This is a genomic window from Actinoplanes sp. NPDC051537, assembly GCF_055586105.1.
This window is the reverse complement of sequence record NZ_JBVJIU010000001.1, coordinates 239871-256570: the sequence shown is the minus strand read 5'-3', so window position 1 is coordinate 256570 and position 16700 is coordinate 239871. Positions and strand designations below refer to the sequence as shown.

Annotated in this window: 14 protein-coding genes; 12 read left to right on the top strand and 2 right to left on the bottom strand. The window is 69.9% G+C overall.

Annotation, left to right across the window (positions count from 1 at the left end):
- Positions 1 to 336 precede the first annotated feature (336 nt).
- On the bottom strand, positions 337 to 2016 hold the full coding sequence (locus ACZ6TB_RS01140) for an FAD-binding protein (protein ID WP_465549219.1): 1680 nt from the start codon (positions 2014 to 2016) through the stop codon (positions 337 to 339).
- Entirely contained in the window at positions 2013 to 3083 is a 1071-nt protein-coding gene (locus ACZ6TB_RS01135) for an SDR family oxidoreductase (protein ID WP_465549217.1), read from the bottom strand. The genes ACZ6TB_RS01140 and ACZ6TB_RS01135 overlap by 4 nt, the downstream gene beginning before the upstream one ends.
- 150 nt (positions 3084 to 3233) lie before the next feature.
- On the opposite strand from ACZ6TB_RS01135, the gene ACZ6TB_RS01130 reads away from it, so the two are divergent.
- From ACZ6TB_RS01130 to ACZ6TB_RS01075, 12 genes are all read left to right on the top strand, one after another.
- Positions 3234 to 3929, top strand: a complete 696-nt coding sequence (locus ACZ6TB_RS01130) for a helix-turn-helix domain-containing protein (protein ID WP_465549216.1) — start codon at positions 3234 to 3236, stop codon at positions 3927 to 3929.
- A 99-nt stretch (positions 3930 to 4028) separates the two neighbouring features.
- Positions 4029 to 5009, top strand: a complete 981-nt coding sequence (locus ACZ6TB_RS01125; RefSeq protein WP_465549214.1) for a zinc-dependent alcohol dehydrogenase — start codon at positions 4029 to 4031, stop codon at positions 5007 to 5009.
- A 14-nt stretch (positions 5010 to 5023) separates the two neighbouring features.
- Entirely contained in the window at positions 5024 to 6067 is a 1044-nt protein-coding gene (locus ACZ6TB_RS01120; RefSeq protein WP_465549212.1) for a zinc-dependent alcohol dehydrogenase, read from the top strand.
- A gap of 146 nt (positions 6068 to 6213) precedes the next feature.
- Entirely contained in the window at positions 6214 to 7215 is a 1002-nt protein-coding gene (locus ACZ6TB_RS01115; RefSeq protein ID WP_465549210.1) for an ABC transporter permease, read from the top strand.
- A gap of 53 nt (positions 7216 to 7268) precedes the next feature.
- A complete protein-coding gene (locus ACZ6TB_RS01110) occupies positions 7269 to 8381 on the top strand; it encodes a substrate-binding domain-containing protein (RefSeq protein WP_465549208.1) in 1113 nt (370 codons plus the stop codon).
- Between the two features lie 9 nt (positions 8382 to 8390).
- Positions 8391 to 10886, top strand: a complete 2496-nt coding sequence (locus ACZ6TB_RS01105; RefSeq protein WP_465549206.1) for an ATP-binding cassette domain-containing protein — start codon at positions 8391 to 8393, stop codon at positions 10884 to 10886.
- A 5-nt stretch (positions 10887 to 10891) separates the two neighbouring features.
- On the top strand, positions 10892 to 11962 hold the full coding sequence (locus ACZ6TB_RS01100) for a 2,3-butanediol dehydrogenase (protein ID WP_465549204.1): 1071 nt from the start codon (positions 10892 to 10894) through the stop codon (positions 11960 to 11962).
- Between the two features lie 15 nt (positions 11963 to 11977).
- A complete protein-coding gene (locus tag ACZ6TB_RS01095) occupies positions 11978 to 12508 on the top strand; it encodes a VOC family protein (protein WP_465549202.1) in 531 nt (176 codons plus the stop codon).
- Between the two features lie 5 nt (positions 12509 to 12513).
- Positions 12514 to 13860: a M24 family metallopeptidase gene (locus tag ACZ6TB_RS01090; protein ID WP_465549200.1), complete on the top strand. Its 1347-nt coding sequence runs from the start codon at positions 12514 to 12516 to the stop codon at positions 13858 to 13860.
- Complete coding sequence (locus ACZ6TB_RS01085; RefSeq protein WP_465549198.1) at positions 13857 to 14921, top strand: thiamine pyrophosphate-dependent dehydrogenase E1 component subunit alpha; 1065 nt, start codon at positions 13857 to 13859, stop codon at positions 14919 to 14921. Before ACZ6TB_RS01090 ends, ACZ6TB_RS01085 begins: the two co-directional genes overlap by 4 nt.
- Positions 14909 to 15886 (top strand): alpha-ketoacid dehydrogenase subunit beta, encoded by a 978-nt coding sequence (locus ACZ6TB_RS01080; protein ID WP_465549196.1) that lies wholly within the window; start codon positions 14909 to 14911, stop codon positions 15884 to 15886. Before ACZ6TB_RS01085 ends, ACZ6TB_RS01080 begins: the two co-directional genes overlap by 13 nt.
- Positions 15883 to 16452 carry a hypothetical protein gene (locus tag ACZ6TB_RS01075; protein ID WP_465549195.1) on the top strand — a complete coding sequence of 190 codons (570 nt, stop codon included), beginning with the start codon at positions 15883 to 15885 and terminating at the stop codon, positions 16450 to 16452. The genes ACZ6TB_RS01080 and ACZ6TB_RS01075 overlap by 4 nt, the downstream gene beginning before the upstream one ends.
- Positions 16453 to 16700: the final 248 nt, after the last annotated feature.

Sequence of the window (16700 nt, the reverse complement as noted above, 5' to 3'; positions counted from 1 at the left end):
TGGCTGCTGCGCGGTCCCGGGGCGGCTGGGGTTGGGAAGCGACCGTCTCGCCCGGCGTCGACGAGTTGGACCCTGCCGCCGGGCTGGGTCCGCCGGCCGGGCGGGGGAGGGAAACCGTCGACAGCCGGTGGACGGCGAAATCGACCTGCACCCCGGCAGGCCGTCACCTCACGGCGGACAGCATGGCCGGCGCGTCGGCGTCTAGGCGATGCCGCGCAGGACCCGCTAAATAGCTCCGCGTCTCCGTTGGTCTCGGTGCTTGATCTCGCGCCCGCCGAGACAGCGTTGGGTGAATGGGGCCTGGGTGGTTTCGTCCGTCCAGGGAGAGGATCCCTTTCACCCCTGACGGGCTGCGCTGCTTGCGGCGAGGTAGCCGAATGTCAGGCCGGCGCCGATTTGGCAGCCGGCGCCGGGGTACTCGGCGGCCATGATCGAGCTGGCGTCGTTGCCGCAGGCGTACAGGCCGGGGATGGGCCGGCCGTTGGCGTTGAGTAAGCGGGCGTCCGGGTCGATGCGCAGGCCGAGCGCAGTGGCGAGCGGCGTCGGCACCACGGCGATTGCGTAGAACGGAGCGGTCTCGATCGGGCCGAGGTTCGGGTTGGGCTGGTGCTTCGGGTCGCCGTACTGGCGGCCGTATGGGCTGATGCCCTTGCCGAACTGGTCGTCGACGCCGGTGTGGGCGGCCCGGTTGGCGGCCACCAAGGTCTGTTCGAGACCCTCCGGGTCGACGCCGATGGCGGTGGCCAGTTCCCGGACGGTGTGGCCCCGCTGGAGGTACCCGTCGCGCAGATGAGGGCCGAGCGGCGCGTGCGGGCGGACCCGACCGAGTCCGTAGCGCCGGAGAGTGCGGGCGTCGAGGACGAGCCAGGCCGGGATGGTCGGGACGGTCTCGTGGGACTGGTACATCGCGCGGGTGAAGCGGTGATAGGACACCGACTCGTCGACGAAGCGCCGGCCGGCGGCGTTGACTGCCACGATGCCGGGCTTGGCGCGGTCCCAGATGTGCGGGAAGACGGCGGTCGAGCCGTCCGGGCGGCGTCCGATCGAGCTGGGGAACCATAGGGCGTTGTCGTCACGCGGCTCGACCAGGACGCCGCCGACCGAGTGGGCCAGCGCGATGGAGTCGCCGGTGCTTCCCTCGGCGGCCCTCGTGAACTGGGGCGTCGGGCGAGGCAGGTAAGCGGCGCGCAGCTCGGGGCTCGCGGCGAATCCGCCGGCCGCGAGGACCACGCCCCGCCGCGCCCGGACCTGGACCATCCGGCCCCGGTATGACACGACGGCGCCCACCACGCGGCCGCCTTCGGCGATGAGTTCGCTGGTCGCGGCGGTGAACCAGACGTTGCCGCGCCGGTCGAGCAGCCGTTGGTAGAGGTGGGCGACCAACGCGTTGCCCATGACCAGCCGAGTGCCCCGCCGGTAACGCATTCGGTCGCAGGCCCACCGCGTGCCCAGGCGTAGCGCCACGGCCACGCCGCGCGGCGTTCCGCCGAAGACCGCCAGAAGGTCGTTCACTTCGGCCCGGCGCACCATGAGGGTGCCGTCGAACAGCGCGAATTCCGGGACCGGCGGCCGGATCCGGTGGAATCGCTCCCGGCCGAGCCGTCGGCCGTCGTACGGCTCGGGCTCCAGCGCGCGCCCCACACCAAAGCCGGGGATCTCCGGGTGGTAGTCGACAACCGTGGCGGAGTGCAGAAAACGCACGCCGATCCGGCCCAGCCGGTCCAGCATTTGCGGCCCGGCGGCCAGGTAAGCCTCGCGCAGCTCCCGGGGTGCCTTGTCACCGACCAGAGCGTCCAGGTAACGGCTCGCCGCGGCGACGTCGCCGTCCTGGTCGGCCATCATGGCGTGCCCCGGGATCCAGCACGTCCCGGCCGAGTACGCGGTGGTGCCACCCAGCCATTCGGTTTTCTCCAGCACCAGCACCGACAGTCCTTCGTCGGCCGCGACGACCGCCGCGCCCAGGCCCGCCGCGCCGCTGCCGAGCACGAGCAGGTCGACCTCGTGGTCGGGGCTCACGACCGCTGGGGGATGACGTTCTGGGTGCGCAGTGTCTCGAAGAGGTCGAGGAACGACCGGGTCGAGTCCTGGAAGTCGAGGAAGCCGAGAGCGCGGCTCTTCGACATGTCGGCGAACGCCTCGACCGGCCGGCCGAGGTCGGCGTCGGTGTGCCACCAGGAGGCGAGGTCGGTGGCCCGGTACGGCGTGAGGCTGTGCTTGTCGGTCAGCGTCGCCCAGGTCTCGTCGGCGTGGGCGAGGCGGGCGTCGAGCGGGTCGGCGTGTCCGGCATACGGCGCTGCCTCGACGCCGAGCGCCTCGGCCAGCCTCGGCCACATCTGCCGCCAGCGGAAGACGTCGCCGTTGGTGGTGTTGAACGCCTGGTTGGCCGCGGCTGGTTCGGTGGCCGACCAGACCGCGTGCCGGCCGAGCAGGCGCGCGTCGGTGATGTCGGTGACCCCGCTCCACTGCTGGGGACTGCCGGGGAACACGAACTTTTCGCCGCGGGCATGGCAGATGCTGCCGTACACCGCGAGGGTGACGCCCATGTTCATGGCGTTGCCGAGCGCGTAGCCGATCATCGTGTGCGGGCGGTGTACCGACCAGGTGAAGCCTTGCTCGGCCGCCGCCCGGAACAGGATGTCCTCCTGCTCGTAATAGAAGTTCTGGTAGGGCAGGCGGTTCTGGGTCTCGCGGAACGGTGTGTCAGCTGGTGCCTCCGCATAGGCTTCGAACGGTCCGAGGTAGTGCTTGAGCCCGGTGATGAGCACGGCGTGCCGCAGCGACGCGGTGCGCGAGAGGGCTCGCAGCGTGGTGTCCAGCATCGCGCCGTTGACCGCGCAGTTCTCGGCTTCGGTGGGCTGGCGCGACCAGGTGCTGAAGAACAGGTGGGTGATGCCGCGGCCGGCCGTTGCCGACTCCACGGCGGCCTGGTCGAGGACGTCGGCGTACACGTGCTCGACGCCCGGAATCTCGTACCGTGGCGCTCGGGACAACCCGACGACTCGCCATCCGGCGCCGGTCAGCGCTTCCGCGATGTTGTATCCGGCGATCCCGGTGACTCCCACGACCAATGCGGTGCGGTCCATGGTGCTCGATGATGACCCGACACTGGACGCGCCGTCAACTGTTGCTTTACGGTTCAGCGGGGCAGGCGTTCGCTGTAGCCGCACAACTGAGCTCCCGACGCGGAGCGCGGACGGCGTCCCATAATGAGGGGACGCAATCGAGGGGATCACGTGACCGAGCTCAGTTCGTCCGCCACCAAGCCGCTGAGCAATCTGGGTACCCGGCTGAAGCGCGTGCGGGAGCGATCGGGCCGGTCGCTCCGTGAGGTCGCCCGCGAGCTCGGCGTTTCCCCCTCGTTCCTCTCGCAGATGGAGCGGGGCAAGTCCCAGCCGTCGGTGGCCACGCTCTACTCCCTGGCACAACTGCTCAGCGTCTCGATAGACGAGCTGTTCGCCGAGGAGGATGACCACGACGCTGCGGGAGCGCCGGCCGAGCCGGCCTCGCCCAAGACCGCGGCGACCTCGCCGGTCAACCGGTCCGACCTGGGCGATCTCGCCCATGCCTGGCCGCACGACGGGCGGCTGCCGATGCTGTCGGTGACCCGGCCGGGGGAACGGCACGTCCTCGAGATGGACAGCGGTGTGATCTGGGAGCGGCTGGTCGACAACACCGGCACCGGGCTGGACTTCCTTGAGATCATCTATCCGCCGCACTCCAGTTCGACAAACGACCAGCGGATGCTGCGGCACTCCGGGTTCGAGTTCGGCTGGCTGATCGAGGGCGAGCTCGAGGTGACGGTGGGATTCGAGGTTCTCACGCTCAGGGCAGGCGAAGCGATCGGCTTCGACTCCGCGGTGCCGCATCTGCTGGCCAATCGGACCGACGCGGCCGTACGCGGCATCTGGTGCGTCCGGCACGGCTACTAAGCCTCGTTTCGACCCGATGTCCACGAAGTAACGGTTGACACGCTCTCCGCTTGGCGTTCAGTATTTGTGAACACCTGGCACCGAGCGCTGGAGCAATCCATGAAGGCTCTTCAGTTTGTCGGAGACAATCGGGCGACCATCAATGAGCTGACCATTCCGGACATCGCCGACGACGAGGTGCTGCTGGCAAGCCGGCGGGTCGGCATCTGCCACAGCGACATCGAACTTCTCGCCGGGCGCTACATCATCCCGTTCAGCTTCCCAGTCATCCCCGGCCACGAGTGGTCGGCCGAGGTTGTCCGCGCCGGCCGGGCGGTCAAAGGCCTCGGCGTGGGCGACCGCGTGGTGGGGGAGTGCGTGATCGGCGCGGACCACTTCGGCTTCAGCATCAGCGGCGCCGCCGCCGAGTTCTTCGTCGCCAAGGAGAGCTGGCTGCATCACCTGCCGGACAATCTCTCCTGGACGCAGGGCGCCCTGGTCGAACCGTTCAGCTGCGGTTACTACGCCACCTTGCGGGCCGGTGACCTCGACGCGAGCGACACCGTGCTGGTGCTCGGGGCCGGACCGATCGGCCTGGGCATCGTGGCCGCCGCGGCGGGCCAGGGCGCGCGGGTCCTGGTGGCCGAGCCCAGCCGGGCGCGGGCCGAGGTGGCACTGACGCTCGGCGCCGACGCCGCGCTGGACCCGAGCGGACCGACCTTCCTCGAGGAGCTGGCCGCGGGGACCGGCGGCGTCGGCGCGTCCGTCGTCTTCGAAGCCAGCGGTCGTCCCCAGGCCATGGCCGTCGCGTTGGAGGCGGCCGCGTTCCGCGCGCGTCTGGTGTACGTCGGTATCGACGTCGGCTCCTCGGTCCCGGCCAAGCTCGGGCTCTTCCAGTCCAAGGAGCTGCAGGCCCGCGGGATCATCGGCTCGCCGGGGGTGTGGCCGCGCACGCTACGGTTCCTGGCGCGCAGTCGCGTCGACCTGACGCCGCTGGTCACGTCGACGTACCCGCTGGCGAAGGCCGACGATGCGGTGGCCGCCGTGCTGAGCGACAAGTCTCAGATCAAGGTCCATCTGACGTCCACCGCGACGTTGTGAGGGCGGAGGTTCCCATGCGCGCCGCCGTTCTGTACGCACCGGGGGACATGCGGATCGAGGAGTACCCGGAGCCGGTCGCCGGACCGGGCACGGTGGTGCTCTCGGTCGCCTGCAACGGGTTGTGCGGCACCGACGTCACCGAGTACACCAAGGGCCCGACGATGGTGCCGCTGACCACGCGGCATCCCGGCAGCGGTCACGTCGGTCCCACCATCCTCGGCCACGAGTTCGTCGGCGACGTGGTGGATGCCGGTCCGGGCGCTGAGCAGTGGCGTGGCCGGCGGGTGGCCAGTGGCGCCGGCGTCTCCTGCGGTGCCTGCCGGCGGTGCCGGCAGGGACGAACCAATCTGTGCGAGCGCTACTACACGCTCGGGCTGAGCACGCACGGCGGGCTCGCGGAGTACGTCGCCGTGCCGGCCGCCACGCTGCGGGAGATCCCGGACGGATGCGCCGACCGGGACGCCGCGCTGGCTCAGCCGCTCGCGGTCGGACTACACGCGGTCGACCGGTCCGGTGTCCTGCCGGGCGATACCGTGCTGGTGCTCGGAGCAGGCGCGATCGGCTCTTTCATCCTGGCCGGTTTGGCCCGGCACGACGGCCGGGTGGTCGCGGTCGATGTGGATGAGGGCCGGCTGGCCGCCGCCCAGCGGCTCGGGGCGACCGAAACCTTGCTGGTCACTCCCGACGATCCAGAGGTTCCGGTTCGCGACTTGGTGCCCGCAGGTGCCGACGTGGTCATCGAGAGCTCCGGTGTGCCCGGCGCCGCCCAGCGCGCCGCTCATCTGGTCGCCACCGGCGGGACGGTTTTGCTGGTCGGCCTGGTCAAGGCGGCGCAGAGTCTGGCCCTCGCCGATCTCGTCCTGCGTGAGGTGACGGTACGCACCACGGTCGCGCATGTCTGCGACGCCGATCTGCCTCGTGCGTTGGAGCTGCTGCGCGACCGGCCGCTCGCGAACGAATTGGTCGGCCGGGTGGTGCCGCTGGACCGGGTGGTGACCGACGGGTTCGAGCAGCTGGTCGCCGGCACACTGCCGGGCAAAGTGCTTGTTGTGAAGTAAGAGAGAACGTTCGGCCGACAGGCGGGACGATCCTGCCCCGCAGAGGCCGTATAGCGGACCTGTGTTTTACGAGTGTCAACCTATTGTGAACGCCGGAACCTCTTTGTAAAGTCAGGCACAACGCGGAGTGGGATCGAGGAGATCACATGACCAGTCCTTCCGGCGCCACGGCGAACACCCGCCGCTCCGTGTCCCGCGGCCTGATCACCGTCCTCATCGCCCTGATCGCCCTGGCCGTACTGGGCTGGGCGACCGCCCGCAGCAGCATGAGTCACGGCGCCCTGCTGGGCATGCTGCCGTTCGCGTCGGTGCTGGCCATCGCCGCGCTCGGGCAGACCCTGGTCGTGATGCAGGGCGGCATCGACCTCTCGATCGCCGGCACCATCTCGCTGACGGTCGTGATCATCACGCACGAGGCGTACGGGAACGACGGCAAGGTCGTCCCGGCGGCGGCACTTGCCCTGGCCGCCGCGATCGTGGCCGGGCTCCTCAACGGACTGCTGATCGGACGCCTCGGGCTCAATGCGATCGTCGCCACGCTGGGCACCAACGCGCTGCTGTACGCGGCCGTCCTCGCGGTCTCCGGCGGCACGCCGCGGCAGACCACGAACCTCATGGCCAAGGTGGCCGGCGGGAGCGCGCTCGGCGTTCCGAACGCCGTGTATTTCGCGGTCGTGGCCACCGTGATCACCACTGTGCTGGTCAAGAAGACCGTCGCCGGGCGCCGCTTCGAGGCCGTGGGAGCCAACGCGCTCGCCGGCTGGGCGGCCGGACTGAAGGTGGACCGTTTCCGTGGCGGCGCGTACGTGGGCGCGACGGTGCTCTACTGGCTGGCCGGCTTCCTGCTGGCCGGGATCGTCAACAAGCCCACCGCCTACGAGGGCGACAGTTATGTTCTCGCCTCGGTGGCGGCGGTGGTGCTCGGCGGCACCTCACTGCTCGGCGGTCGCGGCAGCCTGGCGGCGAGTGCGCTGGCCGGGCTGTTCCTGACTCAACTGCAGCAGTACGTGTTGGCGCTCGGCGAAACCTACGCGGTGCAGACCCTCGTCCAGGCCGTGGCGCTCGCGCTCGGCGTTGCGCTCTACACAGTCAACTGGAATCGCCTGCGATCGCCGCAGCGTACCCGGGCCCTTACGGCGTCGGCCTAGGCCGCGCTCCCGCTCTGACATCTCCATGTCGCCTGCAAGGAGGACGCTTCATCATGTCCACATTCCCCTCCGGGCTCGGGCTGGCCGCCGTCGCCGGTGCGCTCGTCCTGTTGGCTTCCGGATGCAGCAACGCCAATTCCGCCAAGAACTCGGCCGACGCCGCCGGCGCCCCCGTGCCCGGGGCGCCGAGCTGGTGCGGATCGAAGAAGATCAGCCTCGGACTCACGGACGGCTTCGGCGGCAACAGCTGGCGCCTGGTCACCACCGCGTCGGCCAAAGCCGAAGTGGCCAAATGCCCCAGCGTGACCAACTTCAGCTACGCCGACGGCCAGGGCAACGTCCAGAAGGCCATCTCCGACATCCAGGGCATGGTCGCCAAGGGTGTCAACGCTCTGGTGGTCTTCCCCGACGCCGGAAACGCCGTGCTGCCCGCGCTGCGCAGCGCTTACAAGGCCAACGCGGTCACCGTCCCGTACCGGGTGGACCCGGGCGGTAAACCTGGCGTCGACTACACCACCTGGATCGGCGCCGACTTCGCCAACGATGGCAAGAACTGGGGCAACTGGATCGCCAAGAACCTGCCCAGCGGCGGCAACGTGCTCTTCCTGTCCGGGCCGGCCGGCAACAGCCAGGGTCTCACCGAACTCAAAGCCTTGCACGAGGTCCTCGACCCGAGCGGCAAGTACAAGTTCATCGGGCAGCAGCCCTTCGAGGTCACCAACTGGGACCCCTCCCTGACCCAGCAGGTCCTGTCGGCCGCCATCGCCAAGTATCCGAAGATCGACGTGATCGTCTCCGACTTCGGGCCGTCGCTGGTCGGCGCGCTGCCCGAGTTCGAGAAAAGTGGTCGATCGATCCCTGCCCTGGTCACCTCCGACGGCAACGTCCTGTCCTGCTTCTGGGCGGACCACAAGGCCAAGAACCCGGACTTCAAGCTGTTCACCGTTGCCACCGGCAACGACAACGCCCGCCTGGCCGTCGACTGGGCCGTGGCCAAGGCAACCGGCGGCACCCCGCCGGCCGGCACGCAGTTCGAGGCGCCCGCCTTCGAGGACTCGGTCAGCAGTCAGCCGAACCCGGTCAAGTGCGATCGCAGCCTGCCCGGCGACGTCTACCTCTCCGCCGAGCTGCCCGGGGCGCAGCAGGCCGCGCTGTTCAACAAGTAAGGACCGACGGTGAACGAGCAGACCACAGTGACGGTGGCGCCGGCGACGATGGCCCTCACCGGAATCAACAAGAACTACGACGGGGTGGCGGCACTGACCGGTGTCGACCTGACCGTCCGATCCGGTGAGGTGCACGCCCTGCTCGGCGAGAACGGCGCCGGGAAATCCACCCTCATGGGCGTGGCGTCCGGCGCGGTCGTGCCGGACGCCGGCTCGATCACCATCGGCGACCACACCTACGACCACCTCACCCCGGCGCAGGCCGCGGAGTTGCGGATCGCCATCGTGCACCAGCACCCGGCGCTGATGCCGGACATGACGGTGGGGGAGAACATCCGGGTCGCGGTGCCCGCCGAGGTGCTGCGCCGCGACGGCGACTCCGAGGCCGCGATGAGAGCCATGCTGGCCGATGTCGGTTGCGCCGCGCACCTCGACGACCGGGTCGAGTCGCTCGGCATAGCCCAGAAACACCTGCTGGAACTCGCCAAGGCGCTCGTCGTCGAACCTACGCTGCTGATCCTCGACGAACCGACCGCGCCGCTCGGACCCGAATCGGTCGACCTGCTCTTCGACCGGGTCCGGGCGGCCGCCGCGGGCGGCACCGCGGTCGTCTACATCACCCACCGGCTGGCCGAGGTACGCGCGCTCGCCGACCGGGTCACCGTGCTGCGCGACGGCACGGTCCGCGGCGGCGGGGAGACGGCCCGCATCTCCGACGACGAGTTGCTCGCCCTGATCGTCGGCCGCAAGCTCGAATCCACCTTCCCGGCCAAGGCCGGTGCCGACGAGGCCGAACCGGTCCTGGTCGTCGACGGCCTGTCCGGCCGCGAGTTTCACGACGTCTCGTTCACCGCCCGGCGCGGGGAGATCATCGGGATCTCCGGCATCGTCGGCAACGGCCAGAGCGCGCTGCTACGGGCGCTGGCCGGGGTGCAGTCGTTTGCCGGGACGGTCCAGATCGGCGCCTCGGCGTACGGCCCGAAGCAGCTGCGGCACCGATGCGGGTACCTACCCGCCGACCGGCACCGCGAGGGCTTGATGATGTCCCTGTCGGTACGGGAGAACGCCGCCCTGTCGGCGCTGCCGCTGTTCACCCGAGGGCCATTGCTGAACGCACGGGCCGAGGCTGACGCAGTGGCCGGCCAGCTGCGCTCGCTGGCCGTGAAGACACCCTCGCAGCAGACCATGATCTCCGCGCTTTCCGGTGGCAATCAGCAGAAAGTGGTGCTGGCCCGGGCGTTGCTGTCGGCCCCGGCGATCCTGGTGGCCGACGAACCGACCCAGGGCGTCGACGTGGGCGCCCGCTCCGAGATCTATCGTATTTTGCGCGAGATCGCCGCGGAGGGCGTGCCGGTGGTCATCGCCTCCTCCGACGCGAAGGAGCTGGAAGGGCTCTGCGACCGAGTCGTCGTGATGTCTCGCGGCGCGATGGTCCAGACGGTCGAGGGTGACGCGATCACCGAGCAGGCGCTGATCAACGCGGCCGTCCGGGCCACCGGGCATCGCCGCGAGGAGGGCACCACCCGCGGTGGCTCGACGCGGCTGCGCCGATTCCTGCTCGGCGACTACGCGCCGGTCATCATCCTGGCCCTGGTCATGCTCGGCCTCGGCGCGTACGTCTACAGCACCAACGACCGTTACCTGTCCGCCTTCAACATCACCTCGGTGATGACCTCGTGCGCCGCGCTCGGCTTCATCGCGCTCGGCCAGACCGTCGCGCTGCTGGTCGGGGGTATCGACCTGTCGGTCGGGCCGCTCGCCGGCTTCATGGTCGTGGTCGGCTCGTTCTTCCTCAACGACGGCAAATCCGGGCCCGTGATGATCCTCGGGCTCCTGCTCATGCTGCTGACCGGAGTCGGCACCGGCGCCGTGAACGGCACCCTCATCCGATACGCGCGGTTCACTCCGGTCGCGGCCACCCTGGCCACGTACATCGCTCTGCAAGGACTCAGCTTCCTGCTGCGTGACTCACCCGGCGGCAACATCGGCGCCACCGTCACCGGCGTCGTCACCGAACAGGTCGGGCCCGTCCCGCTGAGCTTCGTGATTCTGGTGGTTGCCACCATCGCCCTCGAAGGGGTGCTGCGCCGCACTCCGGCCGGTATGCGGCTGCGCGCGGTCGGTTCCAACGAGGAATCGGCGCGGCGGGTGGCGGTCAAGGTCACCGCAACGGTCATCGGCGCGTACGTCTGCTGCTCGGTCCTGGTCTTCGTCGGTGCGCTCGTGCTGCTTGCCCAGCTTGGTATCGGCGATCCGGCGCAGGGCGTCGGATACACGCTCAGCAGCATCACCGCGGTAATTCTGGGCGGCACCAGCCTGCTCGGCGGGCGCGGCACGTTCATCGGCACCCTGCTCGGCGCCGGCCTGATCGTCCAGGTGCTCAACGCCACCGTGTTCCTCGAGTTGAGCCAGACCTGGCAGTACTTCTTCCAGGGCGCGCTGATCGTGGTGGCCGCCGTCGTCTACAGCCGCGTCCGCGGCGCCGATTCCCTATCGAAAGGCTGAAGACCGTGCTGGCAGCTCGCTTCCACGACAAGGGCGACATCCGTCTGGAGAACGTCGGCGTCCCGGCGCCCAAGGCGCCCGACGAGGTGCTGGTCGAGGTCGCCTGGTGCGGCATCTGCGGCACCGACCTGCACGAATATCTGGTCGGCCCGATCGTCACCCCGGTGAGCCCGCACCCGCTCACCGGTGCCACGCTGCCGCAGACGCTCGGCCACGAGTTCTCCGCCCGGATCGTCGAGGCCGGCCCCGAGGTGACCGGCGTCGCCGTCGGCGACCGGGTCGCGGTGATGCCGGCCATCGTCTGCGGCCGATGCGCGTACTGCCGGCGGGGGCTCGGCCATCTCTGTGTACGGTTCGCCTGCACCGGCTTGAGCGCCGAGACCGGCGGGCTCGCGCAATACGCCGTGCTCAAGGACTATCAGGTCGCCAAGCTGCCCGACGAAGTCTCCGACATCGAGGGCGCCGTCGTCGAGCCGGCCAGCGTGGCCGCGTACGGCGTCGACCGCGCCGGCGTGCAGGGCGGCGACGTCGTCCTGGTCACCGGGGCCGGCCCGATCGGCGTCCTGTCCGCCCTCTACGCCAACGCCGTCGGCGCGGGCACTGTGGTCATCGCCGAGCCCAACCCCAACCGGGCGGCGCTGGCCCGCGGCCTGGACGTCGGCCCCGTGCTCGACCCGTCCGACGAGAGTTTCGCCGACACCATCGCCGACCTGACCGACGGCCTCGGCGCCGACGTCGTGGCCGAATGCTCCGGCTCGACCCCCGGCCTGGCCACCGCCCTGACCAGCGTTCGCCGGCGCGGCGCGATCGTGCAGACCGGGCTGCACACCCGGCCGGCCACGTTCGACGCGATGACGCTGTCGGCGAAGGACGTCACCCTGGTCGGCAGCTGGTGCTACCTGATCACCGACTGGCCCCGCATCATCCGCCTGATCGCCTCCGGCAAGTACCCCGTCGCCAGGGCCGTCACCGCCCGCATCCCGCTGCCGGACGTGGTCACCAAAGGTTTCGACGTCCTCGTCGACCCGCGCGGCGACCAGCTCAAGGTCCTGGCCTCGCCGACTCTGACCGCCTGAGGGGAACCCCGCGCCATGCAACTCGCCGCCATCCACCACGCCGGCCTCGTCGTCCGCGACCTGGACCGTTCGATCTACTTCTATCACGACATCCTCGGCATGCCGTTCGCCAACGAACCCACGCCCTGGTTCGAGGGCCCCGACCTGTCCCGCGGGGTCGGCGTGCCGGACGCCAAGCTGCGCCAGGTGAGCCTATGGGTTGGCGAGCATTCCACGATGGAGCTCATCGAATACGCCAACCGGCCGGTCACCAGCACCGCGCCGGCGCCCAACAATCAACTCGGCGCCGCGCACGTCTGCTTCAAGGTGCACGACATCCGGGCCGCGAAGGCCGAACTGGAGGGCAAGGGCGTGACGTTCTACTCGGACGTCAACGTGGTCGACGACGGACCGCTCGCCGGTTGGCAGTGGTGCTATTTCAGCGATCCGGACGGTCTCGCGCTGGAACTCGTCGAGGTCGCCTACTACCGGAAGCAGGAGCGCGACGCCAACGCGGCCGAGTACCTGCGCACCCGCCCCGCCCTGAGCCTGCTGACCGAGGAGTGACGACGATGGTTTCCGCGACATACGGAACGACCGGGGTGGACTGGGAGAACCGGCTCGACCTCGGCCGGCTGCGCCAGGAGCGGCTGCAGAAGCTCAAGGCCGAGCTCGACCGGTCAGAGCTGGGCGCTCTGCTCACCTTCGACTTCCACAACATCCGGTACATGACCTCGACCCACATCGGCACCTGGGCGATGGACAAACTGATCCGCTTCGCGCTGCTACCCCGTGGCGGCGACCCGGTGCTCTGGGACTTCGGCTCGGCCGCCCGTCACCACCAGCTGTACAGCCCCTGGCTGGACGAGCCGCACGCGGCGGCCGGCCGCGGCGAGCACTACGGCGCCCGGGCCGGCATCTCCACCCTGCGCGGCGCGATCCCCGGCGGGGCGGGCCGGGCCGAGGACGTGGCCGCCAAGATCGCGCAGGTGATGGCCGATTTCGGCCTGGCCGGGCAGCCGATCGGCGTCGACATGATCGAGCCGCCGGTGCTGCAAGCGTTGCAGCGCCTCGGTTTCCCGGTGGTCGACGGGCAGCAGCAGTTCCTGGAGGCCCGGCGGGTCAAGACCCGCGACGAGGTCGGCCTGCTCACCCAGGCGGTGTCCATGGTGGACGCCGCGTACGAGGATCTGTACTCCTTCCTGCGCCCCGGCGTGCGCGAGAACGAATGCGTCGGGCTGGTCAGCAAGACCCTCTTCGACCTCGGGTCGGAGCACGTCGAGGGTGTCAACGCGATCTCCGGTGAACGCTGCTCGCCGCACCCGCACATGTTCTCCGACCGCATCATCCGCCCCGGCGACCCGGCGTTCTTCGACATCCTGCACAGCTACCAGGGCTACCGGACCTGCTACTACCGGACGTTCGCCGTCGGCAGCGCCTCGCCCGGCATGCGCGGCGCTTACAAAATCTGCCGGGAACTCATCGACAATGCCATCAGTCTGGTCAAACCGGGGGCGACGACCGCCGACATCGTGCAGGTGTGGCCGGACGCGACCGACTTCGGATTCGGTGACGAGGAGGCGGCCTTCGGGCTGCAGTACGGCCACGGCGTGGGGCTGAGCATCTGGGAACGGCCGATCTTCAGCCGGCTCACCTCGATCGACAACCCGGAGACGCTCGAACCGGGTCAGGTGTTCGCGCTGGAGACCTACTGGCCGGCGGCCGACGGGTGGGGCGCGGCCCGGATCGAGGAGGAGATCCTGGTGACCGAGTCCGGGTGCGAGGTGCTCACCAAATTCCCGGCCGAGGAGCTGCTGATCGCCGGACAGCGTTACTACACGACCGGCGGGGACCTTCCGCCCGTACGGGAAAGTCAGTCGCATTTGAATTCCCGCCCGAAACCCGGGGGCGCGGCATGAGGCATCCCCTCGCCGAGCACGGCTATGGCGCCCACGAGCCAGTGCTGCCCCCCGACGACCCGACGCGCCACGACCGGGACGCCGTGCCGTTACCGGTCCGGCTCGACCTCTATCGCAAGATGCAGCAGATGCGCCTGTTCGAGAAGCGAGCGTACGACCTGTTCATGCGCCAGCTCGTGAAGGGCACGAGCCATCTGTCGCTCGGGATGGAGGCGGTCGCTGCCGGCTTCGGCGCGGCGATGCGGCCGGACGATCTCACCTTCGCCACCTATCGCGGGCACGCTCACACGCTGGCCCGGGGTGTGCCGATGACGCCGGTGCTGGCCGAGTTGCTCGGCCGCGCCAACGGCCTGATGGGCGGCAAGGGCGGATCCATGCATCTGACCAGCGTCGAACACGGCGTGCTCGGTTCGTACGCCATCATCGGCGCCCACCTCACTATCGCCAACGGCGCCGCCTGGTCCGCCCAGTACCGCGGATCGGGGCAGGTCACCGTCTGCTTCTTCGGCGACGGCACCACCAACATCGGCGCGTTCCACGAGGCGCTCAACTACGCCGCCGTGTTCCAACTGCCGATCGTCTTCGTCTGCGAGAACAACTTGTACATGGAGTACACCGCGATCGCCGACATCACCGCCGTGCAGCGCCCGGCCGCGGACCGCGCGGCGGCGTACGGCCTGGACCCGATCGCCATCGACGGAAACGACGCCGACGCGGTCTACCTGGCCGCCACCACGGCGATCCAGCGCGCCCGGGCCGGCGGCGGGCCGTCCCTGATCGAAGCCCTGACCTACCGCCACGGCGGCCACTCGCGCGCCGACCCCGGCAAATACCGGCCGGCCGGCGAGATCGAGGCCTGGCTGAAGTACGACCCGATCACCGTGTACCGCGGCCGGCTGCGACGACTCGGCGTCGACCAGGCGTCGGTGGACCAGATCGACGAGGAAGCGGCCGCCGAGGTCGAGCGGGCCACCGAGCAAGCCATCGCCGGTGACCTGCCCTCGCCGGCCGTGGCAACGACCGACCTGTGGGCGGATGGAGGATCCTCATGGCGCAACTGACCTACCGCAGCGCGGTCGCCCGCGGAATCGCCCAGGAGATGCGGCGCGACGAGCGCGTCGTGCTGATCGGCGAGGACGTCGCCGGCGCGGGCGGCGTCTTCAAGACGACCGAGGGTCTGCTCGACGAGTTCGGTCCGCGCCGGGTGATCGACACACCCATCTCCGAGCAGGCCATCATCGGCGCGGCCATGGGCGCGGCGATGACCGGACTGCGCCCGGTCGCCGAGGTCATGTTCGCCGACTTCTTCGCGGTCTGCTGGGACATCGTGGCCAACCAGATCGCCAAGACCCGCTACATGACCAACGGGCAGGTCACCGTTCCCCTGGTCATCAAGAGCGGCAACGGTGGCAGCCTGCGCTTCGGCGCCCAGCACTCCCAGTCGGTCGAGAACTGGGCGATGGCCGTGCCCGGCCTCAAAGTCGTCACCCCGGCCACGCCCCGCGACGTCGTCGGGCTGATGGCGGCCGCGGTACGCAGCGACGACCCGGTGCTGCTCTTCGAGCACAAGGGCCTGTACGCGATGAAGGGCGAGGTGCCCGACGGCGAGATCGTGGACGAGCTGGGCACGGCCGTGGTCCGCCGAGCCGGCACGGACGCCACGATCCTGGCCCTCGGGCTGACCGTCGGCCGCGCGCTCGATGCCGCCGCGCAACTCGCGGCGACCGGAATCGACGCCGAGGTGATCGACGTACGCTCCCTGGTCCCGCTGGACACCCGGACCATCCTGACGTCGCTGAACAAGACCGGCCGGCTGTTCACCGTCGAGGAGAACCCCCGGCTGCTCGGCTGGGGCGCCGAGATCGCGTCGATCGTTGCCGAAGAAGGCTTCTGGGACCTCGACGGCCCCGTCCAGCGCATCACGACACCGCACATCCCGCTGCCGGCGTCCGACTCCCTCGAGGACCTCGTCATCCCCTCCACCGACCTCGTTGCCGCAACCGTGACCAAGGCCCTGCGAGCATGAGCGTCACCGTGCCCAGGCCACGGCACACGGTGTCGCCACGCGCCCGGCGGCGCGCCGCCGAGACCGGCCCCCCACCACCACCGGCGTCGTTCGCGGTCGCCGAGACGGAGGTTGATCTCACCGGTCTGAGCGGGGACATCCTCCCGTACGTCGCCAAGGCGGCGGTGGAGGCGATGCCAGCCGGCCCCGTGCACTTGGCGGCCGGCCGGGACGCCGCGGTGATCCGCCACGCGGAGGAACTCAGCCTCAAGGGCCTGCGCCGGCGACTGAACGAGCCCCGTACCGACACGCAGGCCGGGGGCGCAAACCTCACAGTCGCCGTGTCCGGCCTGATCGCCGAGACGCTGCCGCCGGAGCCCGCCCAGGCCGGCACCCTCGTGATCGGCGCGACCGTGGAACGCCCCGCGATCGTCCGCACCGGTGACGGGAATCCGGCCATCGCCGTGCGCTCGCTCGCGCGACTGACGTTCGCCTACCACAGCGAAACGCTTGGCCGCGCAGATGCCGCACGGTTCCTGACCACCGTCAAACAACGCCTGGAGGCGCCATGGACCTCGGCCGGCTAGGCCACCTCGCCTACTCCACACTCGTCCACGCCGGCGACACCTGGGACGAGATGCGCGCCAGCCTCGAGATGTACGCCCCTAAGGTGAAGCAACGCGTGGCGCTGACCGAACCCTACGGCGTCTCGCTCAGGCTGTCCGGCGCCTCGGCCCAGACTCTCACCGCCGACCCGGCGGAACGTACCCGGTTGCGGAACTGGCTGGCCGAGCACGACATGTACGTGTTCACCGTCAATGCTTTCCCCTACGGC

Excerpts from the sequence above, each read along its gene's own strand:
- ACZ6TB_RS01135 (WP_465549217.1), bottom strand. The coding sequence starts at position 3,083 with ATGGACCGCACCGCATTGGTCGTGGGAGTCACCGGGATCGCCGGATAC.
- ACZ6TB_RS01125 (WP_465549214.1), top strand. The coding sequence starts at position 4,029 with ATGAAGGCTCTTCAGTTTGTCGGAGACAATCGGGCGACCATCAATGAG.
- ACZ6TB_RS01120 (WP_465549212.1), top strand. The coding sequence starts at position 5,024 with ATGCGCGCCGCCGTTCTGTACGCACCGGGGGACATGCGGATCGAGGAG.
- ACZ6TB_RS01115 (WP_465549210.1), top strand. The coding sequence starts at position 6,214 with ATGACCAGTCCTTCCGGCGCCACGGCGAACACCCGCCGCTCCGTGTCC.
- ACZ6TB_RS01110 (WP_465549208.1), top strand. The coding sequence starts at position 7,269 with ATGTCCACATTCCCCTCCGGGCTCGGGCTGGCCGCCGTCGCCGGTGCG.
- ACZ6TB_RS01095 (WP_465549202.1), top strand. The coding sequence starts at position 11,978 with ATGCAACTCGCCGCCATCCACCACGCCGGCCTCGTCGTCCGCGACCTG.
- ACZ6TB_RS01090 (WP_465549200.1), top strand. The coding sequence starts at position 12,514 with ATGGTTTCCGCGACATACGGAACGACCGGGGTGGACTGGGAGAACCGG.
- ACZ6TB_RS01085 (WP_465549198.1), top strand. The coding sequence starts at position 13,857 with ATGAGGCATCCCCTCGCCGAGCACGGCTATGGCGCCCACGAGCCAGTG.
- ACZ6TB_RS01080 (WP_465549196.1), top strand. The coding sequence starts at position 14,909 with ATGGCGCAACTGACCTACCGCAGCGCGGTCGCCCGCGGAATCGCCCAG.
- ACZ6TB_RS01075 (WP_465549195.1), top strand. The coding sequence starts at position 15,883 with ATGAGCGTCACCGTGCCCAGGCCACGGCACACGGTGTCGCCACGCGCC.